20 protein-coding genes and 1 pseudogene are annotated in these 20,917 nt (G+C 65.0%); 16 read left to right on the top strand and 5 right to left on the bottom strand.

What is annotated here, in order from left to right; genetic code table 11:
• Positions 1–2 precede the first annotated feature (2 nt).
• From B0I00_RS14750 to B0I00_RS14680, 15 genes are all read left to right on the top strand, one after another.
• Positions 3–899: a DsbC family protein gene (locus B0I00_RS14750; RefSeq protein ID WP_100868200.1), complete on the top strand. Its 897-nt coding sequence runs from the start codon at positions 3–5 to the stop codon at positions 897–899.
• A gap of 80 nt (positions 900–979) precedes the next feature.
• Positions 980–2,047 carry a hypothetical protein gene (locus B0I00_RS14745; protein ID WP_232730280.1) on the top strand — a complete coding sequence of 356 codons (1,068 nt, stop codon included), beginning with the start codon at positions 980–982 and terminating at the stop codon, positions 2,045–2,047.
• A 6-nt stretch (positions 2,048–2,053) separates the two neighbouring features.
• On the top strand, positions 2,054–4,660 hold the full coding sequence (traC, locus tag B0I00_RS14740) for a type IV secretion system protein TraC (RefSeq protein ID WP_100868198.1): 2,607 nt from the start codon (positions 2,054–2,056) through the stop codon (positions 4,658–4,660).
• Positions 4,657–5,019, top strand: a complete 363-nt coding sequence (locus tag B0I00_RS14735) for a hypothetical protein (protein ID WP_100868197.1) — start codon at positions 4,657–4,659, stop codon at positions 5,017–5,019. Before traC ends, B0I00_RS14735 begins: the two co-directional genes overlap by 4 nt.
• Positions 5,009–5,590, top strand: a complete 582-nt coding sequence (locus tag B0I00_RS14730; protein ID WP_100868196.1) for a type-F conjugative transfer system protein TrbI — start codon at positions 5,009–5,011, stop codon at positions 5,588–5,590. The genes B0I00_RS14735 and B0I00_RS14730 overlap by 11 nt, the downstream gene beginning before the upstream one ends.
• Complete coding sequence (locus B0I00_RS14725; RefSeq protein WP_198519268.1) at positions 5,574–6,116, top strand: S26 family signal peptidase; 543 nt, start codon at positions 5,574–5,576, stop codon at positions 6,114–6,116. Before B0I00_RS14730 ends, B0I00_RS14725 begins: the two co-directional genes overlap by 17 nt.
• Entirely contained in the window at positions 6,113–6,808 is a 696-nt protein-coding gene (gene traW, locus B0I00_RS14720) for a type-F conjugative transfer system protein TraW (RefSeq protein ID WP_100868195.1), read from the top strand. The genes B0I00_RS14725 and traW overlap by 4 nt, the downstream gene beginning before the upstream one ends.
• Positions 6,805–7,071 carry a hypothetical protein gene (locus B0I00_RS14715; RefSeq protein ID WP_100868194.1) on the top strand — a complete coding sequence of 89 codons (267 nt, stop codon included), beginning with the start codon at positions 6,805–6,807 and terminating at the stop codon, positions 7,069–7,071. The genes traW and B0I00_RS14715 overlap by 4 nt, the downstream gene beginning before the upstream one ends.
• Positions 7,068–8,090, top strand: coding sequence for a conjugal transfer pilus assembly protein TraU (gene traU, locus B0I00_RS14710; RefSeq protein ID WP_100868193.1), 1,023 nt, complete (start codon positions 7,068–7,070; stop codon positions 8,088–8,090). Before B0I00_RS14715 ends, traU begins: the two co-directional genes overlap by 4 nt.
• A gap of 8 nt (positions 8,091–8,098) precedes the next feature.
• Positions 8,099–8,863, top strand: coding sequence for a type-F conjugative transfer system pilin assembly protein TrbC (gene trbC / locus B0I00_RS14705; RefSeq protein WP_100868192.1), 765 nt, complete (start codon positions 8,099–8,101; stop codon positions 8,861–8,863).
• A gap of 25 nt (positions 8,864–8,888) precedes the next feature.
• Positions 8,889–10,979, top strand: coding sequence for a conjugal transfer protein TraN (traN, locus tag B0I00_RS14700; protein ID WP_408635254.1), 2,091 nt, complete (start codon positions 8,889–8,891; stop codon positions 10,977–10,979).
• A 16-nt stretch (positions 10,980–10,995) separates the two neighbouring features.
• The gene (locus B0I00_RS14695) at positions 10,996–11,370 is read left to right on the top strand and encodes a hypothetical protein (RefSeq protein WP_232730279.1); all 375 of its coding nucleotides are present in this window, start codon (positions 10,996–10,998) and stop codon (positions 11,368–11,370) included.
• Positions 11,367–12,179, top strand: a complete 813-nt coding sequence (locus tag B0I00_RS14690) for a thioredoxin family protein (RefSeq protein WP_100868190.1) — start codon at positions 11,367–11,369, stop codon at positions 12,177–12,179. Before B0I00_RS14695 ends, B0I00_RS14690 begins: the two co-directional genes overlap by 4 nt.
• Complete coding sequence (locus B0I00_RS14685; protein ID WP_100868189.1) at positions 12,179–13,633, top strand: conjugal transfer protein TraH; 1,455 nt, start codon at positions 12,179–12,181, stop codon at positions 13,631–13,633. Before B0I00_RS14690 ends, B0I00_RS14685 begins: the two co-directional genes overlap by 1 nt.
• A 12-nt stretch (positions 13,634–13,645) precedes the next feature.
• Positions 13,646–16,684: a conjugal transfer protein TraG N-terminal domain-containing protein gene (locus B0I00_RS14680; RefSeq protein WP_100868188.1), complete on the top strand. Its 3,039-nt coding sequence runs from the start codon at positions 13,646–13,648 to the stop codon at positions 16,682–16,684.
• 3 nt (positions 16,685–16,687) lie between these two features.
• Here B0I00_RS14680 and B0I00_RS14675 read toward each other — a convergent pair whose 3' ends face one another.
• Both B0I00_RS14675 and B0I00_RS14670 read right to left on the bottom strand, forming a co-directional pair.
• On the bottom strand, positions 16,688–16,885 hold the full coding sequence (locus tag B0I00_RS14675; protein WP_100868347.1) for a hypothetical protein: 198 nt from the start codon (positions 16,883–16,885) through the stop codon (positions 16,688–16,690).
• 128 nt (positions 16,886–17,013) lie between these two features.
• Entirely contained in the window at positions 17,014–17,676 is a 663-nt protein-coding gene (locus B0I00_RS14670) for an FCD domain-containing protein (protein WP_100868187.1), read from the bottom strand.
• Between the two features lie 187 nt (positions 17,677–17,863).
• On the opposite strand from B0I00_RS14670, the gene B0I00_RS14665 reads away from it, so the two are divergent.
• Positions 17,864–18,634, top strand: a complete 771-nt coding sequence (locus B0I00_RS14665) for a GntR family transcriptional regulator (RefSeq protein ID WP_100868186.1) — start codon at positions 17,864–17,866, stop codon at positions 18,632–18,634.
• Positions 18,635–18,636: 2 nt separating this feature from the next.
• Here B0I00_RS14665 and B0I00_RS14660 read toward each other — a convergent pair whose 3' ends face one another.
• The 3 genes and pseudogenes from B0I00_RS14660 to B0I00_RS14650 all read right to left on the bottom strand — a co-directional run.
• Complete coding sequence (locus B0I00_RS14660) at positions 18,637–18,822, bottom strand: hypothetical protein (protein WP_100868185.1); 186 nt, start codon at positions 18,820–18,822, stop codon at positions 18,637–18,639.
• A gap of 245 nt (positions 18,823–19,067) precedes the next feature.
• Positions 19,068–19,283: a DUF5818 domain-containing protein gene (locus tag B0I00_RS14655; RefSeq protein ID WP_100868184.1), complete on the bottom strand. Its 216-nt coding sequence runs from the start codon at positions 19,281–19,283 to the stop codon at positions 19,068–19,070.
• Between the two features lie 105 nt (positions 19,284–19,388).
• Positions 19,389–20,917: pseudogene (locus B0I00_RS14650) on the bottom strand (DEAD/DEAH box helicase); the annotation flags it as partial.

Raw genomic sequence — 20,917 nt, 5'->3', positions numbered from 1 at the left:
CAATGAAACTGACGTCCCTGAAATCTTTCAAACTGGCGCGGCCCCGCCTTGGCCAAGTCCTGATGCCGCTCGCCGCAATTGCGCTCGGCAGTGGCGGCTCACTGGTTTGGGCGAACGCCGGTGCCGGCGATGCCGCGACCGCTCAACACGTGCCAAGCGAGGCGGACCAGGCGGTAACCGCACTCCTGAAGCAGCGCCTGCCGCGCACCCAGGTCTCCCGCGTCAATTGCCAGGTGGTCGACGGGGTCTGCGAAGTGACCGCAGGCTCGCAGCTGTTCTACGTCGACAAGACCGCGCGCTACCTCCTGATCGGGCGGGTCTACGACATGCAGACCCGCCAGGACCTGACTGCGGTCCGGCTGCTCGAGGTCAACCCCGACCTCCTCGTCGGCGGCGCTGCTGGCAGCAAGCAGGAAGCCCAGGAAGTCGAGACCCCCCGCCGCGGCGTCAGCACGCCGACGGCGAGCGGTGCCCCCCGGATGATGTCGCTCGCCGCACTGCCCGAGGCGGGCGGCATTGTCTGGGGAGCAAGCTCGGGGCCGACCGTGACCGTGTTCAGCGACTTTCGCTGCGGCTACTGCCGGGCGCTCTCGGGCGTCCTCGAAAACATGAACGTGCGGGTGATCGAGCGGCCGATCTCGGTGCTCGGCAGCCGCGATCTTGCCAACCAGGTGTTCTGCGCGCGCGATCGCCGCAAGGCGGTCAAAGCCGCCTATGCCGGGGCGCCGATCACCGACACCCGCGCCTGCGATACCTCGCCGCTCGACGCAAACGAGGCCTTCGCCCGCCAGCAGGGCCTTGCCGGAACCCCGGTCATCGTCCGCTCGGACGGCGCGGTGATCGAGGGCTTCCGTCCGCGCGAAGTGCTCGAGCAGTGGTTGAAGGGCGCCAAGTCGTGACCGCGCTCAGCCCGAAGCAACACGCTGGTCTGGTGCGCGCGGTGGCGCGGCGATCGCGAGGTTTGATCTCACTTCCACGGGTGGAGCTCAGCCGCGCCGAGGCGATCGAGCTGTGGCGGGATCTCGTCCTTACCACTGCGGCTCCGCAAGGCTTGCTGCTAACCTTCCGCGAACAGGCACTGCTCGGCAAGCGCGCCTGGGCGCGCTCGGCGGGCCACGTGGCGCTCGGGGAGGCTGCGCTGTCGCGCCAATCGGGCCTCGCCCTCTGGCGGCTCGCGATCCGGCTTGGGGATGTTACGGCGCGGAGATCGCCAAACCCCGTCACCCGGGCGGCAAGCATTGCCGCCATTGGTCTGGTGGCCACCCAGCTTGCCGCCTGCACTTCGCTCTTCGGCGGCAACATCAAGGGCAGCTTCGCCTGTAGCGCGCCCGGCGGGACCTGTGCGCCCTCGACCGTGATCGACGACCAGGCGCTGTCGGTGATCCAGAATGCGCGCCCGATGACCCCGGCGGGCCCGTACATCCGGCAACCTGCGGCGGCGAAGCCGGTTACCGCGGCCTACACGCCGTCGGGTTCGGGCCGGCTAACCTCGGCCGGCGGCGGCTTGGTCCACCGCGAGCGACGCGTGCTCAAGGTGGTGTTCCCGTCTTTCGTCGATGGCGGCGGCAATCTCCACGAACCGCGGATCATCCACGCGGTGGTCGACGATGGCGCCTGGATGGAGCTGTCCTCGGGCGAGCCCAATATCGGCGAACAGGTCGAGGGTCGGGCGGTGAGCCTCGCGAGCGCGGCATTCGTTCCGAGCCCGGTGGCCGCGGCCCCAGTTGTTCAAGACGCTGGGTCACCCACTCCCAAAGAAGTTGATGCCGCGCCTGCCGGGCCGCCGCGCCCTGAGGCCATTGCCGCAGCCCGCGCCAAGGGCGCCGCGCTTCAGTCGGGCAATGCGATCGAGGCGATCCAGGCCCAGGTGCAGGCGCGTCTCGCGCCCACCGCGAAAGCGCACACCCCGGCTGCAGCCGCAGCCGCGACGCCCACTGGTGCGGTTCCAGGTCCAGCTCCGGCTTCCGCCTTGGCGGTCAGCGCCGCTCCGGCGGCGACCAAGCCAACCAATGGCCCCGCTGCCTTCCCTGCCAAGGTCGAGGAGTAGACGACGATGGCCTCGCTCGGGTTCTGGGACCGGTTCCTCGATATGCTGTTCGGCGAAAGCGCGCATCCTGAAGCGGAGCGTCCGGTGCTCGGCGCGCCGATGCTGTCAAACTGGCTGCCCTATCGCAGCTACGACAAGAAGCACGGCCTGTTCATCAACACGGACTCTCTCGGGTTCATTCTCGAACTTGCCCCGATGATGGGGGCCGACGAGCGCAGCGGCGAGTTGCTCACCCAGTTCCTGTCGGACGCCGTCCCCTCCGGCTGCGAGATCCAGCTGATCCATTGGCAGAGCCCCTCGGTTGGCGAGCGCATCGCTGATTGGGTCATGCCACGCGTGGTCGCCAAGGGCGTCTATGGCCGCGCGGCGATGCACCGCGCGCGCTGGCTGCGCCGCGCCGCCTGGATGTCGATCTCGCGCGATGCGCCATTCTACCTGCGCAATACCCGCGTAATCCTCTCGGTCGGCGCCCGGCTCAGTGGTCCGATCGGGGCCGACACCCTCGTGTCAGTGCGCGAGAGCCTGGGCGGCACGCTTCAGGCTCTCTCGATCCCGGCCCGCGACATGGGACCGGTCGAGCTGATCGCCTTCCTCGACGATTTCCTCTGCCCCGCGGTCGATAACGCCGACAAGCCCGAGCACTATTCCGAGCTCGATCCGATCAACGTCCAGTGCGTGCGGCGCGATCTGGAAACTCAGGTCACCCCCGACCGGATTATTCTCCAGACCGAGCGCTTCCGCCCGACAGGCGAGCGCCAGGACGGCGCACCGGTGATCGGCGAGGTCGTGCCCGACAAATTCGACTGGCGCTTCTTCTCGGTTCGCAACCTCCCCAAGCAATGGGCGCCTTGGGACGTCCAGAAGATCATCGGCGATGTCATCAACGACAAGCTGCGCTTCGGCTGCAACGTCATGACCGTGCTCGGCCTCGTCTACCAGGACGAGGAAGCGGTCGCCTCGCGCGCGGGCCTCAAGGTCATGCGCACCACCAGCCTTGCCGACAGCCGCTCGGCGCGCTTTCTGCCCCAGCTCTCCGAGCAGCGCGATGAGTGGCAATACGTTCAGGCCGAGATCCGCCAGGGCCGCAAGCTTGCGCAGGTCTACTACGGCGTCGGCGCGCTCTCGCCCCTGGGCAAGGGCGACGTCAACGAGCGCATGGTCAAGTCGGTCTACAAGGCCTGCGGGTGGGACCTCATCGATGAGCGCTACCTTCAGGTGATGGGCTTGCTTGCGGCGATGCCGCTGTCGCTCCCCAATGGGCTCTCGGCTGACCTGAAGCGCATGAAGCGCTTCAAGACCATGCTCACTACGACCGCCGCCTCGATCGCGCCGCTCCAGGGCGAGCACACCGGCGGGCACATCCCGCACGTTCTGCTCATCGGCCGGCGCGGGCAGCCCTTCTTCTGGTCGCCGTTCCAGAACGCGGCGGGCAATCACAACGTCGCCGTTTTCGGCAAGTCGGGCTCGGGCAAGTCGGTATTCCTGCAGGACGTCTGTGCCGCGATGTCCGGCGCGGGGGCCAAGGTCATCGTGATCGATGACGGCCGCTCGTTCGAGCACATGGTCAAAGCCTTCGGCGGCGCTTTCGTCGAGTTCAAGCTATCCTCTGGCTTCTCGCTCAATCCCTTCGACATGATCGATGGCGAGGCGCTGGCGAGCGACGAGGACGGTGAGGACTATGAGGTCGAATGCCTCGCCATGCTCAAATCGATCGTCGGCCAGATGGCGCGCCAGCAGGACCGCTTGTCCGACACCGAGCGCGGGCTGATCGATTCTGCGGTGAGCACGGTCTGGCGCGACAAGCAGCGCCATGGGACGATTGACGACGTTGCCGCGGCGCTGCGCGCGCTGCCTTCGCCCTATGCCGGCGATCTTGCCGATGCGATGTCGCCGTTCCTCAAGGGCGGCACCTATGGCCGCTTCTTCGAAGGCGCCTGCTCGATCGATCTTTCGGCCGGGCTCACCGTGTTCGAGCTCTCCGACCTCTCCTCGAAGCCAGAACTGCGCTCGGTCGCGCTGACCGCGCTCATGTTCCTGACACTTCGGGTGATGCGCGATCTCGACCGCTCGGTGCCCAAGCTGACGATGATCGACGAGGCCTGGCAACTCCTCGGTGGCGGGCAGATGGGTCAAGCGATCGAGACCTATGCCCGCACCTGCCGCAAATATGGCGGCTCGCTGATCACAGCGACCCAGTCGTTGAATGACTTCTACAAGTCCGAAGGCTCGCTCGCTGCGCTTGAGAACTCGGACTGGTCGATCGTCCTCCAGCAGAAGGAAGAGACGATCAACGATCTCGCCAAGCACCAGCGCTTCGAGATGGACCACTATACCGAAAGCCTGCTGCGTTCGCTGAAGCGCAATGGCACCGAGTATTCCGACGTGCTGATCAAGGGACCAGAAACCCTCGCGGTGGGGCGCCTCGTGCTCGATCCCTACTCGGCGACGCTCTATTCCTCGAGCCCGCGGGTCTTTTCCGAGATCGAGGAAAAGGTGCGGGGCGGCCTCGCGCTCCCCGATGCGATCGAGCGGGTCGCCTTTCCCGATTTCGTGCCGCCCGAGCCGGGCGCGCCCGACTTTGCCGAGGGCGAGCTCGCGGAGGCGGCCGAATGACGCCCGCCGTTGTCCCGGCCGCGCCATCGCGCGCGTCATCCCGCGTAGCGGACGCCTGCTACCTCGCGCTGCGGCTGACAGGCTGGCTCGCGGTAACGCTCGGCTGCGTCGCCGCTCTGTGGCTGCTGCTCTTCGTCGCGCTCGGGAACTTCGGCTTTTCCGGGACCGTGCTCCAGCTCGACAATTTCGCCTCGCGCTACGTCGCGGCCGACACCGCGCGGCAGGACCGCTTCCGCCTGTTCTTCTGGCTGGCGAGCGCCGCGCTCTTCGCCGTGCTCGCCTTCTTCCGCCGCCATTCGCTTCGCGGCCTGAGCCCGGCGGCAAATCCCATTTGCAAGGAGAAAGATCATGGCAGGTAAGCCCCGCGCAGCCGCAACAGGCGGCGAGAACGCAGCGCCCGGTCCGCTGTTCGAGGCCGATGTGGCAGCGGCGCCCGCGAGCCCGCCGCAGCGCGCGCGGCTCGGCGCAGCCCCGGTCGCGCTCGTGGCGGCTCTCGTCGCTGCCGGCCTGTGGGGCGCATGGGTGACCAAGAGCGTGCTTGGCAGCCATGATCGGCCCGCGATCGCCAAGGTCCAGCTCTCCGGAATCGTCGGCGAATATGTCCAGGCGCAGGCGCGCTCGGCGACCCCGCCCGAGCAGGTCACCACCGAGACCCGCGCCTTCATGAGCGAGATCCAGCGCAATCTCGAACGGCGCGGCGCGGCAGGTCAGATCGTGCTTGTCGGCGAAGCGGTCGTCGCCGGCAATGTCCCCGACATTACCGCCGATGTGCGCCGCGAAGTCTATGCCCGCGTGCGGATGCCGCAACAGGCGGCCGCCAGCGGCACCGACGTCATGGGCGCGATGCGTGCCGCTATGTCGGGTTCGGGGCCGGGACCGGCGCCGCAGGCCGGGGCGCTCGGAGGCCAGGGCAATGCCCCCGCAAACTGAAGCACACCTTGAGCCCCCGGCGGCGCGCACCAGCCATGCGAAGCGCTGGCTTGCGATTGGCGCGCTTGCAGCGTGCCTCGCGGCGAGTTCCTCGCTCGCGAGTTGGCGCGATGAACACGCGATCCTGATCAACACCACCCAGTCGCTCCCCAACTGGGCCTTCTGGATCGACAAGCACCGCGTGCCCCAGCGCGGCGACTTCGCGGTCTTCAAGGCCCCGCAGACCCCGCTGATCACCGCGCACTTCGGAAAAGTGGCCCCGCCCTTTGCCAAGCGCGTCTATGGCATGCCGGGCGATGTGGTGAGCCGCGAGGGCGCCGTCGTGCGGATCAATGGCGCCGAGGTTGCGCGCCTCAAGCCGGCGAGCTCGCGCGGCGAAAAGCTCGAACCGGGCCCGACCGGGCGGATCCCCGAACACTGCTACTATCTTGGCACCGCGCACAAGGATGGGCTCGACAGCCGCTATGCCGATATTGGCTTTGTCTGTGCTGGCACGATCATCGGCACCGGGGACTCGCTGCTGTGAGGCCCTTCGCCGCCCTGATCGCCGCAAGCGGCATTGCCCTGCTGGTGGGTTGGCCGGTGATCTCGAGCCTGCGGGCCGCCGACTATGGGCAGATGGGTCAGACCTTCCCGATCATCGAGACCGATCTCCTCACCACGATCGAGACGCGGCTGAAGACGCTCGAGGCCAATGGCGGGATCGAGCGTATGCAGCGCCAGATGCAGGAGCAAGCGGTCGCCAGCGTGCGCCGCCCCAAGGCGGTCGATGGCATGACCCCTGCGCCTACCAAGCGTGAATGGCTGTTCGATCCCTCGATCGTCACCGAGGATGATATCGTCGATGCCAAGGGCAATCTGATCGCTGCGCGCGGGACCCGGGTCAATCCGCTCGACATGGTGCAACTCACCCAGGTGCTGGTCTTCGTCGACGGTGACAACGCGGCCGAGCTCGCTTGGGCGGTCAGGACCTGGAGTGACGCGCGCGCCAAGATCATCTTCGTATCCGGCTCGCCGTTCGATGCGATGAAGCCTTGGCATCGGCGGTTCTACTTCGACCAGGGCGGCACGCTCACCGCCAAGTTCGGCATCCGCCACACCCCCGCCGTGGTCTCGGCTGCGGGCGAAAACCTCAAGATCAGCGAATTGCCGCTACCGCCCACGGCGGCCGCATCCGCACGCGCACCCGCATCCTCTGGCGGAGGCAAGGTGTCATGACCCACCCGCTCATCGACTTCCTCAAGACGCCGATGGCCGCTCCCGAGACGGCGCGCCTGCGCCACATGCGGCGCTGGTGGATGGCTTGTTGCTGGTCCCTGGCGCTCACCGTCCTGCTGCTTCCGCTCCTCAAAGCACTGTTCGGGCTGTGGGGCGCCGCTCCCGCGCTGATCCTCGCGCTCGCCGCGCCGCTCCACGGGGTCACCTACTTCCGCGCCAAACTGCGGGCCGATGAGGCCTATGCCCAAGGAGCACGGTCATGACGCACCTCGGCCGGAAGTTCGCCGCAATGCTCACCGCGCTGGCGCTCGCTTTTGCCGGCACTGCGCCCGCACGCGCCGATACGGTCTCGTGCCACGGCAAGGTCATCAATCCGATCACCGACGTGTGCTGGTCATGCCTGTTCCCTCTGTCGATCGGCGGGCTCTCGATCTGGAAGGGCTCGCGTCCAGATCCCAAGAACCCCTCGTTTCCCCTGTGCGCCTGCGGCTCGCCGATCCCGCGCATTGGTATCTCGGTGGGCTTTTGGGAACCGGTGCGGCTCGTCGACGTCACCAACAAGGCGTGGTGCTTTCCCAACCTTGGCGGCATCCGCCTCAACCCCGGCTTCGCCATCGGCAATGGTCATGTCCAGGGGCGCAGCCAGATCGGCGGCAAGGCGCAGAACTCGTCGCAGTGGCAGTCGCACTATTACGTCTATCCGCTCCTCTACTGGATGGAGATCCTGACCGATTTCCTGTGCTTCGAGCAGACCACCTTCGACGTCGCCTATGTCACCGAGATCGATCCGCTGTGGCAGGATTCTGCGCTCACCTCGATCATCAACCCTGAAGTCGCGCTGTTCTCGAACCCGATCGCGACCGCGGCATGCGCGGCCGACTGCGTGGCCGCGACCGCCAAGTTGCCGATCGACCAGATGTTCTGGTGCGCAGGCTGCAATGGCGGGATGTATCCGCTGAACGGCCATGTCGCCGCGCATGTCACCCCTATCCAGGCCTCGCGGCTCGTCGCCGAACGTATGCTCTACAAGATGCACCGCGAGGCGCTCGCCTGGGGGACGATGGGTTCGAAGGCGCTATGCCACAAATACCTGATGCCGGTGATGAGGAAGCAGCAATACCGGCTGCAGATGACCAATCCGATCTCGACGGTGAAGGGCCGCTACGCCTGCGCGCCGGTCGGGGCGACCACCATCATTCCCCAGACCGGCAAGGGCTACCCCGTCAAGGGCGAGGACTTTGGCTACCTCGTCTGGCGCAAGCGCAACTGCTGCATGCTGTGAGGACGCCCATGACCTTCGCGCGCACCTTGCTTAAACCCCACCTCGCAGGAATCGCGGGATTCCTCGCGCTCACTGCGGTTTCGGCAGCGCTCGCGCAAACGCTAGACGGCATCGATCCCAAGGCCATCAAGGACCGGGCCACCGAAGCCACCGCCGATGCCCAGACCCTTGTCGATGCGGTTGCCGGCAAGGGCGAGGCGCACCGCGGCGAAGCTGAAGATCTGCGGGAGAAGGGCCTCGCCGCCGTCGCCGCGATCGATCCCGCCAGCCTCCCCAAGGGTCCGGATGGCGCGGTTGACTTCGACGAGCTGCTGTCCGGCGCCGCCGCCAACACCCGCGCGCCGATGGGCGAGGGGCCGATGTTCATGGTCTTTGCCAGCCTGTCGATGCCGCAAGGCTCGCTCGCGCAGCTGATCGCCGACACGACCAAGGCGGGCGGCGTGGTGGTTTTCCGCGGCTTCCCGGGCGGTAGCACCAAGGCCTTTGCGGAAGGACTAAAGCGGGTGGTGACCGACGAGGGTCAGGAAGCCCATATCGCCATCGACCCCCGCCTGTTCCGCGCCTTCAAGGTCGAGGCCGCGCCGACCTTCGTTGCTGCGGGGCGCGAGTACGAGCTCTGCGACGGGCTCGACTGCACCAGTGTCACCCCGGACCACGACCGGCTCACCGGCAATGTCACCGTGGAATATGCCCTCGAGAGCTTTGCCGGCGGCAAGGGTCCGGGCGCCGGCATCGCACGCGTTGCGCTGTCCCAGCTGGCGAAGGCTCCTTGAGGTGGGTGGGCGGCGCTTTGCAGGTTTGGCGCTTGCCGCCTTGGGGCTGATCGCGGCGACCGGCGCGCAGGCCCAAGTCTATTTCCCCCCGCCCGACGATCTCGTCGAGCCGCAACCACCGCTGCCGCCCGCGATCGATCCCGGCGTGCCCGCACCAGCCCCGCCACCTCCTTCCGCGCCTGCCACCATGAGCGTGGATGAAGCCAAGGCCGAGGCGCGCTCAACCGGATCGAGCGTGCGCGGCGCCTACCAGGGAATCACCGATGCCCCGGGTGCGGCCGGGCAGATACCGGGGTATCAGGCGGAATATCCCGGGCTCACCCAGTATTACAACAATCCCGGCAACATGTACGCCGATGGTGCCGCAGCGGGGTACAACAGCGACGCCTACCGTACCGCCAATTCGACGACGCGGCCGACCGTCGATGTCACCCGCGCCGACCTGTCCCGCGCTAACACCGTCACCGACGATCCCAATGCCTACCTCCAGGGCATGAGCGCGGACGGCTCGAGCGGCAACTGCGTGCCGCTGCCGCCGAGCCCGGGGACGAGCAACACGGCAGAGTGGACCTGCAATGTGGGTTCGACTGTAGTCGAGCAGCCCAAGACCTGCACCCGCAGCCTCACTGTCGCGGCGTGGAACGAGACGCTCTACCAGTACCTCTGCGTCACAACGCCGGGATTTCCGGGCTGCGCGGCGCTTGAAGGCAATGCCCTGTGCCGCAAGACCGGGACCTTCCCGGTTCCCGATTACAACCTCACGGTCGACTACTACGACTGCGACGCGGCTGTCAGCGATCCCAACGTCTACCTCATGGGCACCGTGGCGAAACCGCCGCCGGCTGACGCCTTCCAGGTCGTCAGCAACGTCTATCGCTGCAACAACGAAGGGATCACCGATGCGCTGACCTTCGATCCCGTGACGGGTTTCCCGGTGCAGTACGTGAGCGGCCTCCAGCAATGCGGAAGCCTCGCATCGGAAGCGACCTGCACCCATACCACGGCGGCCGCGGCAGGCCTCACCGACCGTCAGCTCTGCAAGACCTGGGACTTCATCGGCGATCCGTTCGGGGGAGGGGGCTACCTCTATTGCCTCGAGCCTGCCGCGCCCGAAGAGGTCTATTCATGCAGCGCCAATATCGCCGGCATCGTGCCGGAAAGCTCGGTATCGAAGTGGTTCACGCAGGTCTGGACCGACAATGCATGTTCGGTCGATCTCGGCACCTGCACGCTCGCGTCCGAAACCTGCACTGCCCCCAACGAAACCCGCCTGATCGACGGTGTGCCGGTCACCCGGGCCTGCTGGGAGACGACGAAGACCTACCAGTGCCAGACCGTGGTCGGCGGCGGCAACGACTGCGGCAAGCTCGATGCAACCCCCGGCTGCGCATTCGACCACGAGACCTGTCTCGACGATCCGCCGAGCGGCGATGGTTCCTGCAAGGTCGCCGAGCGCGTCTACAAGTGCCCGATCCCCGGATCGACTACGCCGCCCGCGCAGTACATCTGCGGAAACGACGTCTATTGCATCAATGGCGACTGCGAACCGATTGTTCGCGAGGCCTCGGACGAATTCAAGGACGCGGTCGTGGCGCTCAATGCGCTGGGCCAGGCCAATTCCGAGTTCGACGAATCCACCCTGACCCTGTTCAAGGGCACCGCCGAGAGCTGCGCCCACAAGGTGTTCGGTCTTGCCAATTGCTGCTCGGGGAAGGGCGTGCCCTTGCTGACGCCGCTGCTGTGCAGCCCCTCGGAGGTCCTGCTCGACCAGAAGGACGATGCCGGGCTCTGCCACAAGATCGGCACCTATTGCTCGTCGAGCTTCCTCGGCATCTGCCTTTCCAAGCGCGACGTCTATTGCTGCTTCCTCTCGAAGATCAGCCGCATCCTTCAGGAGCAGGGTCGCCCGCAGCTCGGCAAGACATGGGGGACGCCCAAGAAGCCCGTCTGCGACGGCTTCACCATCTTCGAGTTCCAGCAGCTCGACCTCTCGGTGATGGATTTCTCGGAGATCTACGCGGAGTTCGTCGATGCGGCGAAGCTCCCCGATGAGGCCGCCACGCTCATCGAAATCCAGGCAAAGATCGAGGCCTATTATGCCGCGCACAAGCCCTGACCCCGACAGGAACCCCGTGCCCGAACTTGGTGCGCGCGTCGTCGCGTTCGGTGCCTACGACGCCGCGCCAGATCTCACTGTGCTCGAGTTCTGCGTCGGCATGGCGCTCGCAAGGAAAGGCCCGCTGACCGCGCGCGGGATCGCCGCCGAGATCTCGGCCTGGTTCGACCATCCGGTACGCGCGCGCAGCCTCAGCGCGCAGCTCGATGCCATTGTGCGGCGCGGATGGGCCCGGCTCGAGTCGGGAACCTACACGATTGCCGACGCCGGGAGCGAGGCGCTGTCCGGCTTCTACTGCGCGCTTGTCCGCCTGCTCGATGGCGGCCGCCGGCTGCTCGACCTCGGCGTCTTCATGTCACTGATCAAGGAATTCGAGAGGAGCGGATCATGAACCACCGCCAATGCATTGCCCTGCTTGCCGCCTCCAGCCTCGCGCTTACCGCAACCGTGCCGCTGCGTGCGTCCGACGGCGACGGGGTCGAGGTGCGTCAGTCCGAAGACGCGCTCTACTGCAAGGAGCGCAAGCTCGGCACCTGGTTCTACTGCGAAAAGCCCAAGGAGGAGCCGCGCAAGGCTACTGCCGCGCAGCCCCCGGCGCGCGAGCGCCTGGCCGCGATCGGGACCCAGCTTGAAGAACTGAAGGCGCGCGCGATCCTCGAGCCGAGCCCGGAGAACGTCACGGCCTATGTCCGTTTCCAGCGCGAGCAGCTCGACCGCTCCTCGATGTTCGCCGATGTCTGGCAGCGTGCGCTGTGGCAGGACCCGGGGCTCGATTACACGCTGCAGCGCCCGGTCTCGACGCTCGGCAAGCGGGCCTGGATCGACGAGCGCAAGTCCGACCGTGACCGGGTGATGGCCAGTCTCTCGCAGCGCTACGGGGTGTTCTATTTCTTCGCCTCGAGCTGCGGAGCCTGCGACATCTTCTCGCCGATCCTGAAGTCCGTGAGCGACAAGTACGGCCTCGCGGTGCTCGCGGTCTCGATGGATGGCGGCCCCTCGGCGAGCTTTCCCGGCTACATGGTCGACAGCGGGCAATACGAGAAGCTCGGGCTCGGCACCGACCGCCAGGTGCCCGCGCTGGTCCTGTTCGATTCCGTCACCAAGCAGCCGATGCCGATCGGCTACGGTATCCTCAGCCAGGACGAGATCATGGACCGCGTTTTCCAGCTGACACAGGTCAAGGTGGGGAGCGACTACTGATGCGTGCGCGTCTCCTCGCTCGCCGCCTTCATGAGGTCTCGCGCCGCGCCCTTGGGACAGTCCTCGGTGCCGCAGTCCTGCTCGCCTCGCCCAGTCCAGCAATGGCAGGGGTCGAAGGCGAGATGCAGAGCTTCATGTCCGACATGGGGGTCCAGGCCAACGTCACCGGCCCCAGCGCCTACCAGGGTCAGTCGGCGGGCTACTACTCGATGGGTTCGGTCTGGTCGCGCTTCCCGCAGAAGAACATCCAGCCCTTCAACCTCCAGTTGCCCCACGCGCGCGCCGGGTGCGGGGGCATCGACCTTTTCGCCGGGTCCTTCTCGTTCATCAACACCGCCGAACTCGTCGCCATGCTCAAGGCGACAGCGAACAACGCGCTCGGCTTTGCCTTCAAGCTCGCGATCGACACGATCTCGCCCGAGATCGGCAAGGTCATGGATGAGCTGGCGCAGAAGGTTCAGCAGATGAACCAGATGAACATCTCGTCCTGCGAGACCGCGCAGGCGCTGGTCGGCGGCCTCTGGCCCAAGAGCGATACGGCGAGCTCGGTCATCTGCGAGGCGATCGCCAACAGCCAGGGCGCAGTCTCCGACTGGGCCCGCGCGCGCCAGCAGTGCAACAATGGCGGCCAGCGCGAGGCCTTGAAGAGCGCCAATTCCGACCCGGACATGAAGGAGCAGGCCGGGATGCCCAACAATTACACCTGGGAGGCCTTGGGCAAGAAATACGGCGGGTTCGACACCCAGTTCCGCGAGTTCCTGATGACGCTGGTCGGGACCGTGATCTACGATCCGGCCGGCAACGGCGGCAAGCCCAGGGTCCAATTCATCGGCCCGGCCGACCCGGCGCTGATCAGCGCCATGCTCGACGGCACCTCGTCCACCCCGCACAAGTACTGGAGCTGCGGCGGCGATAGCGCCAAGTGCATGGCGCCCAGCGAGATCGACATGGTGATCGGGCCCAATGCGGCGATCAAGGCGCGGGTGCGCACGCTGATCGAGAGCATGGCCCTGAAGGTGCGCGATCCTGGCGCCTCGCTGACCCCGGCCGAAATCCAACTCCTCGGCATGGCGAGCGTGCCGGTCTACAAGATCATCACCGTGAGCGCGGCGGCCGAGTTCGGCATCTCCGCCCAGGAGATCAACGATCTTTCGGAAATCGTCGCGGTCGACCTCGTCACCACCATGACCATGCGTTTCATCGACATGGCGGTGAATGCGCGCTCCGACTTCAACGGGGCCGATGCGGACTCCTTACGCGAATGGCGCGAAGGGCTCTACGAGACCCGGCGCAATTTCCTCGAGATCGCGGCGCGCACCTCGCAGCGCTTCGACCAGACCTTTGCGCTGATCCAGCGCACGCAGATGCTCGAAAAGACCCTGCGCACTCAGCTCTCCCCTCAGATGTCGGCCGCGCTGCGCTTCTCGCGCACGCTCGGCAGCCAGGTCCAGTAGGGGGCATCGTCCATGCTCGAGGTCTTCACGGTCGGGGGCGGCGACTACCTCGTCAACACCTTCAACGCGATTGCTGCCTGGACCGGCTCGGGCGGGTTCAAGTCGCTGATCCGCGTCGTCATGGTGATGGGGCTGATCTACGCGCTGCTCATCACCGCGATGGACCTCGATTGGCGTGCATGGTTTCGCTGGTTCATCCAGTCGACGCTGATCTACCTCGTGCTGATGGTCCCGACCGTGACGGTGAAGGTCACCGACCGGATGAATGCAGGGCTCGCGCCCTCTACGGTGGCCAATGTGCCGATCGGGCTCGCCGCCATGGCCTCGTTCACCAGCCAGGTCAGCGATTACCTGACCCGCACCGCCGAGACAGTTTTCGTCATGCCGGCGGCGCTGAACTACTCGAACGGCGGTTTCGTCTACGGCGCGCGAATGTGGGACAAGGCGCGCGGGTTCGAGATCCGCGATCCGGTGTTCAAGGCCAATGTCGACGGCTACCTCAAGCAATGCGCCTATTATGACATCCTCCTCGGCACCAAGAGCCTCAAGCTCTTAAGCGAAGCGCCCGATCTCTGGGCCGAACTCGGGGTCAACGCCGCGACCAACCGCGGCATGAAGTATCTGACCGATACGGGCACCGGCACCGTCGATATCGAGGGCAAGACCTGCGCCGAGGCCTGGACTCTCATCAACAACCAGTGGGACACCCAAATCAACGCCTATGCGCTGCCGTTTGCGCATTCGATGTATCCCAAGCTGACCGAGGCTGCAGCCGGCGCCAAGCTTGCCGCCGATGTGCCGGTGGTTTCGCAGCTGCTGACCGGGACGGCGATGACCCGTAACCAGTTCTTCAAGCAGAAGAGCATGGTCGACGCCTTCGAGGCGGCCCAGCTCGATTTCGGCAATGCCGACGCCGATTCCTTCGCGCTGCAGCGCGCCGACACCCAGACCCGCAACGCGATGACAACTGCGGCCGAGCAGGGCCTGATCTGGATTCCGGTGCTGGGGGTGGTCCTGACCGTGGTGTTCTACGCCCTGTTCCCGATCGTCTTCCCTCTGCTGCTATTCGCGCGCACCGGCATCGCGACCCTGAAGGGCTATTTCTCGGGCTTCTTCTACCTCTCGGCCTGGGGGCCGATCTACGTCCTCATCCACTCGTTCATTATGGACCGCCTCGCTTCCCAGACCGCGGCGGTTTCGGCCGGCAGCGTGAACCTCGCCAATTGGGCGGGAATCGATGCGGTCAACCAGGACGTCGCCACCATGGCGGGCTTCCTGATGCTGTCGGTGCCGATGCTGGCGCTAATGGTCATGCGCGGAACCATGTCGGTCGCGAACAATCTCGGCTCGATGCTCGCCCCGGTCCAGGCGGGTTCGGATGCCGCTGCGCTTGAGCGGACCACCGGCAACTACGCTTATGGCGATGTCAGCTACGGAAATCTCAACGCCGAAAACCGGCAGGTGTCGCAGTGGAATCAGGCGCCGAACCTCCTCGCAGGTGCCGGGCACTCGGGCTTCCGCGAAGCGGACGGGCGCATGTTCAACGAATATGGCTCGGGCCATTCGGTGATCGACACCAATGCGGCGATGTCCCAGTTGCCGTTCAAGCCGACCATGACGCGGGGCTATGCGACCGACCTCAGATCCCAGGGCCAATGGTATCTCAATGAGGCCGACAAGATCGAGAACGGCACCTCAAGCAGCTGGACCAGCTCGAAGGGCCAGTTCGGCAGTGCAGTCACCGCGACCAGCGATGTGACAGGGGCCAGGCGCGAAAGCGGAGCGCGAGCATCGGACACTCACAATGTCGGCGGCAACGTCGTCGTCGAACAGGCCAAGGGCAGCTCGACGCGCGAGGTCACCAATAACGATCTTATTCTTCGCGAGGGCAATAGCCGCTCATCAAGTGATTTCAGCAGTCGGACATTTGGTTCAGGCCTGTCGCTGACTGGTACCGGAACGGTCGGAACACCTCTGGAATCGGAAGTCGGAAGCGGCGTGTCTGCCTCTCTTTCAGGCTCGCTGTCCGGACGCCGTGAAAGCGGCGATAGCGCCAATGCTGGAAGCGAGCGTTCAGCAACCAACCAGACCACGCGCGGCACCGATAAATCCGACGAGACAAGCGATCGCATGGTGGTCAGCGGGTCGATCGGCGATATCCAGTCTTCGGGCACCTACAGCCAGAGCTCGGACTACACTGACCATAGCCGTTCGCACACCAGCACCGATGGAAGTGATTGGCGTGTCGCTGAGGCCGAGGAACGGCGCGCTGCTGCTGCCCGCTATCGCGAGATTGGCAGCCGAATGATGTCCGAGGCGAGCTACGCCGAAAGCCACGGCTTCCAGATTTCGAGCGATATGTCGAACCTGATCCAGGACCGCTATGAGGCCCTGCAGCGCGAACACCCCGAGTGGCACTTGCCCGATCTTTCCAATCCGCGGCTCGACTATCGGGATGTGACGCGGCGCGACCAGGCCATCTCCTATATCATGGACGACCTGATGGGCGACTTGCGCGCTCACCGGATCAACGAGCTCAGCGACGTCGCCGGGATCGCAGGCAATGGATCGCTGGGGATCAATACCGATCTCGGCATGCCGCAAACCCCTTCGCTTCCATCCCCCGGCGCAGAGGGGCTGGTGCCTTCGCCGCTCGAAGGCGGAACGCTGCTCGCGGTGCCCGATGGTCCGGTCGATGGCGCCGCGCTAGCACGCGACCTTGGCATCAAGGTCAAGCCGGGGGCAAGGCTTGGGCATATGGATGGGGACCTTGTTCCCGCGATGGGAGCGGTGGCTGAGGAAGCCCGATCGCTCGGTCTGCCAACCCCGGTGGTGACCTCGGGAAATGACAGCACCCAGCACATGGCCGGGTCAGCCCACTATGACGATCGCGCCCTGGACTTCAGGGGTAACAACATTTCAGACGAGCAGGGCGAACGCTGGGCTTCGCAGGTTCGGTCACGGCTTGGTGACGGATATGCTGTTCAGTTCGAGCGCTTCCCTGACAAACCCGAGCGTGATCACCTGCATGTTGCCAAGAGACGAACCTGACTTTCAACCGAACAGATGAGAGGCCGAAGCCAACGCAATCCCAGCGATCGCCATCAGGGCTATGAGCAGAAGCGTTGGCCAGCGGCCCATGGTCCTGGATTTACCGCGAAACGTCGGGAGCCTGACACCCGTGACATGGTCAAAATGACCCGGTCGCGGATAAATCGGCATCCCATCAAGCCCGTAACGATCATGGTCCATCGAGGGTCTCCTCGCCTTGGCCATGATTACCCCAAACGGACTGGATTTTCAATCATGTGCCAGGAGCAGGTCGAGCCCTCCGCACAAGCCTAGAACCCCCTCTCCTCGCAGCGCCGCGGCGCTGGAAGTCAGGTGCCTTTGCCCGGATAGCTCTCGATCCTTGCCGCGCCGGCGCGGCGGATTTGAGCAGCCGCCTCTTCGACATGGAACGAGACCGCATCGCGCGCGCGCAGGGTGTCGCCCGCCCTCATGTAGGCGACCAAACGGTCGTGCTCGACCAAGGAACTGCGCGCTTCGTCGAGCTGGAAGTAGTTTGCGCCTGCGATCCACACCGCCGGCGGAACCGTCTTTGCATAAGCGGCAAGCGCCGCCCGATTGCCGCTCAGACGGACCAGTTCAAGGTGCCACTGGTAGTCGATGTAGGCGCCCTGGAGGAGGTTTGCCGCATCCATGTCGTCGAAGGTCTTGAGCGCCGAATTCAGCGCCTCGAGATGGCTGAAATCCGTCTTTCCGTGACAAGCGGCTACCTCGGCTGCCGCCAAGGCCTGGATCGCACCGGCGAGCGCCAGGTGCTCGGTGATCCGGTCAACGCTCCAGTCGATGATGGTGTAGCGGCCATGGTCACGCGCAATGAGACCAAGTTCGATGAGTTCGAGCGCGAGGCGTTCCGCGTCGGGGGCATCGAGGCCCTGAAGGCCGGGAATATCGGCCGCGCTGTCATAGCGCCGCCGCTTGCTGGGCTCGCGCAGCACGGCAAAGATCATCTGCGCCGGGCAGGCAATCGTTGTCATGACTGGCAATTTTGCTTTGGCCACTGCTGCCCCAAAAACCCGAACGACGACCAAATGGGGATAATGCGAAGCTCCCGGATTCGGAAATCAAAACGATATTGTGCTAGGAAGTACCAAACAATGCGGTGAGCCAGAACTCACCCATGAGGGAGGTCGATTGACCAGAGCACAGTCCCTTTCTGAACTCATGTTCCTCGAAATCAGGTTCGGGGTGCTGTCTGCGCGCTACCTTCCGGGGCAGTCGATCAGCAAGGCCGAGGTCGGCGAAGTCTACGATTGCCGTGCCTCCGGGGTCGCCGAAGTGCTGAGTGCGCTCACCCATGAAGGCTACCTCACCCGCAAGGGCCGGAGCGAATTTGCCGTGCGCGCTTGGGGCCGCGAAGAGGTCGAAGACCTGTTCGAGATGCGCGCCAATTTCGAAGGCCTCGCTGCGTTTCGCGCGGCTGAGCGGGCCAGCGATGCCGAGATCTCGCTGCTTGCTTCGCTCGCTGCCGAGGCGAGGGAAGCAGCGTCTGAGGATCCGGATTCACTTGAGCGGGTGGTCATCGAAAACCTCAGGTTCCACGTCGAGGTCATGCGCATGTCGCGCATCCCGCAGATCCCGGACATGGCGCGCATGGTGCTCCCCAATGCGCTGCATCGCCGGATCGCCTGGTCGCAGCGCGCCGAAGATGCCGAACAGTCGTTCCGCATGCACCAGAAGATTGCGTCCGCCATCGCCGAGCGGTCGGGATCGATGGCAAGGCTGTTGATGCGCGAGGACATCTACTCCTCGCGCGAGGCGGTGCTGGCTACGATCGCGGACCTGGCTGGACGCGAAGCGAGCGCGGCTGCGACGATTGTCCGGTTCGCGCCGACCTTTGAGTTCGAGGGCAGGCACTACGGCCAGGGGACCCGCGAGCCGGGCGTCGATGGCCGGACGATCCCGTTCGGAGTTCCGGCCGCCAACCGCAAATAGGCCTAGTTCGGACCTGCCTCACTGGTGTCGTCGGGCAGGTGCGAGCGGTCGATTGCGAGCTGCTCAAGGACGCCCTGCATCAGCGCCGAGGCCTGGAGAAGACCTGCGGCATCGAGGACGTTGAGGAAGTCCCGGGCATCTGAGGTGATCAGGTCAAGCGTGCTTCGATCGATCAGCAGTCGCTGCATTCGCATCAAGCCGCCCCCGAGCCCAAATCCAAGCAAACGATTGTTGAAACTTGGGAATCTGTCAATATTGCACCAAGTTAAATTTGCCGAATAATGTCTCTGAAATGGTGCAAGTTAGGTAGGCACCCTTATCACGCAGCGCTTCGACTACTCGAGATCACATCGGCTGCTAATTCCGCTCCCGGCCCGTCATGACGATGGATACCTGTAGAGTACAGTTTGCACGTGCGCGCCGAGCCGAGAATTCAATCAATCGCGGCGCAGAACTCGACGTCGATCCGGTCGGGCTGTACGATCTTGCCGCGCACGCTGACCTGTCCCTCCAGTCCTTCTGGCACCGATTCCTCGCCAAAATGCAGCCGCCAGGCAAGGCCGTCGGCATCGCGCAGGATCGGTCCGCGCGGTCCCGCCTCGATCGTTCCGGTTATGGTGTTGGCCGTGCGGCGGGCAGGGAGGTGCATGTGCTGGATCGGGTTCGAATTGGGTAGATTGCGTGCCGGAGCACTTGTGCGGACACGTCGGTGTCCATAGCAAACGGCCGGACAAATTCCAGCGTTGCATGTGCGTCATCGCGGCATCGCGGCCGAATGCTGGGCGACAGGCGATATTGCCGAGCGTGTCCCGCTCCTGGCCAAGGGCTTCCTAGCCTTGCGCTTTCGGTTTGTCCGAGGCTTGAGTTTGACGTCGATCTTTCCCGGGCGCGCAGCATTTTTTAGTTCCTTCAGAAATGCGGCAAGGAATGAGGGATTCCTCTGGACCCAGGCCTTCAAAATCTTGCCGAGGCCGCTGCTTGCAGGGGGAAGGGCCTTGTGTTGTGTCACCCATGCAATCATCTCTAGCTGCCGTTGTCGGCGCGAGGCGTCCCGTTCGACATAGGAAATCCCCTTCGGAATCAGGTCGGGACGGACCCGCTCGATCCGCTCGCGCACATCGGGACGGGTCTTTGAACCAAAAGGCGAGAGCCAGCCACTCAGCCGATTTCGGTCGGCCGTGCCTTGCGCAGGTGGCTCTTCGCCGCGTTCGATTAGTCCGACTATCCGCTCGATGTTCAAGTCGGTTTCATGCTTCAGCCGCAAGCGCCTGTCCTGCTGCGGCTCATATTGTCCCAAGACGGCCAAGCGTGCCGCGAGATCAGGCCGAAAGTAGGGGCCAGTTGCGATCAAAGCGCGAGAAAACTGCTGCCCTTCAAAGGTCCTTTGCGACGGACGCGGTTTGCCTGCCTCGATCGCTGCGACTATGGCATCGTCCCGGTCCATCCGGTCGAGTACAACATCCGACAGAACACAGCCCCACCTGGTCGCAAGAGCAGGCGTGGCCCGGTTGAGACGGCGATGAAACATCAAATCATGGAGAGAATCCAGTTTGGTGCAGCAGCGCCGCAGAGCGTTGACCACGGCAGGCGGATAGTCTTCTGCGCGCTGGCCCTGCTCAAGCCCTTCCAGGAAACGCTCCGCGAGTTCGGCTACAACAGACTCGTCCAGTTGTTCGTCCGGCTTGATGAAAGCGGCATCGAGCGTTGCTCGGCTGACTTCGGCATATCCGGCAACCTGGTCGAACTCGAAAAGCGGCACATGGGCGCGGGTGATTGCTTCGCCCGTCCAGGAGCCCTGCGACCAGAAGCTGCGCGGCCCGCCGCCGACGCTGCCGCTCATCGCGTTGGCAATCGCGCCTGCCTCGATAATTGCCTCAGCTGTGAACTGCGCACTGGGTATGTCCGCACGAAGCGCGGCCTGTACCCCCCCGAGAAAGGCCTCGGATAACTGGCTCGCTCGGGCCCCGGCGACTGTCTTAACGTCGACCGCATAGTAATACTGACTGCGCGGCTTGCCTGGGGCCTTGCGCGTTAGCCGACCGATCTTCTGAACCGTTGCGCGCAAATTGCGCGGCGACCACGAACAATCGAAACCCAGACGCAGCCCCGGTGAATCGAACCCTTCGCGGAGCCGGAATACGACGCAAGCAACCCTGACCGAGCCGTCCTCCCTGGCAAACGCCTCTCGCGCCGCAATACCGTATTCCATTTCGGCGACGCTATTGCCGTGATCATGGATGATGGCTTCGGCGCGTTCCCCGCTCGGGAGCCGGTCGGCGATGT

Origin of the sequence: Novosphingobium kunmingense (assembly GCF_002813245.1) — a bacterium.
Taxonomy (GTDB): domain Bacteria; phylum Pseudomonadota; class Alphaproteobacteria; order Sphingomonadales; family Sphingomonadaceae; genus Novosphingobium; species Novosphingobium kunmingense.
Note: the sequence above shows the minus strand (reverse complement) of the source record. Positions and strands in the feature narration are given on the sequence as shown.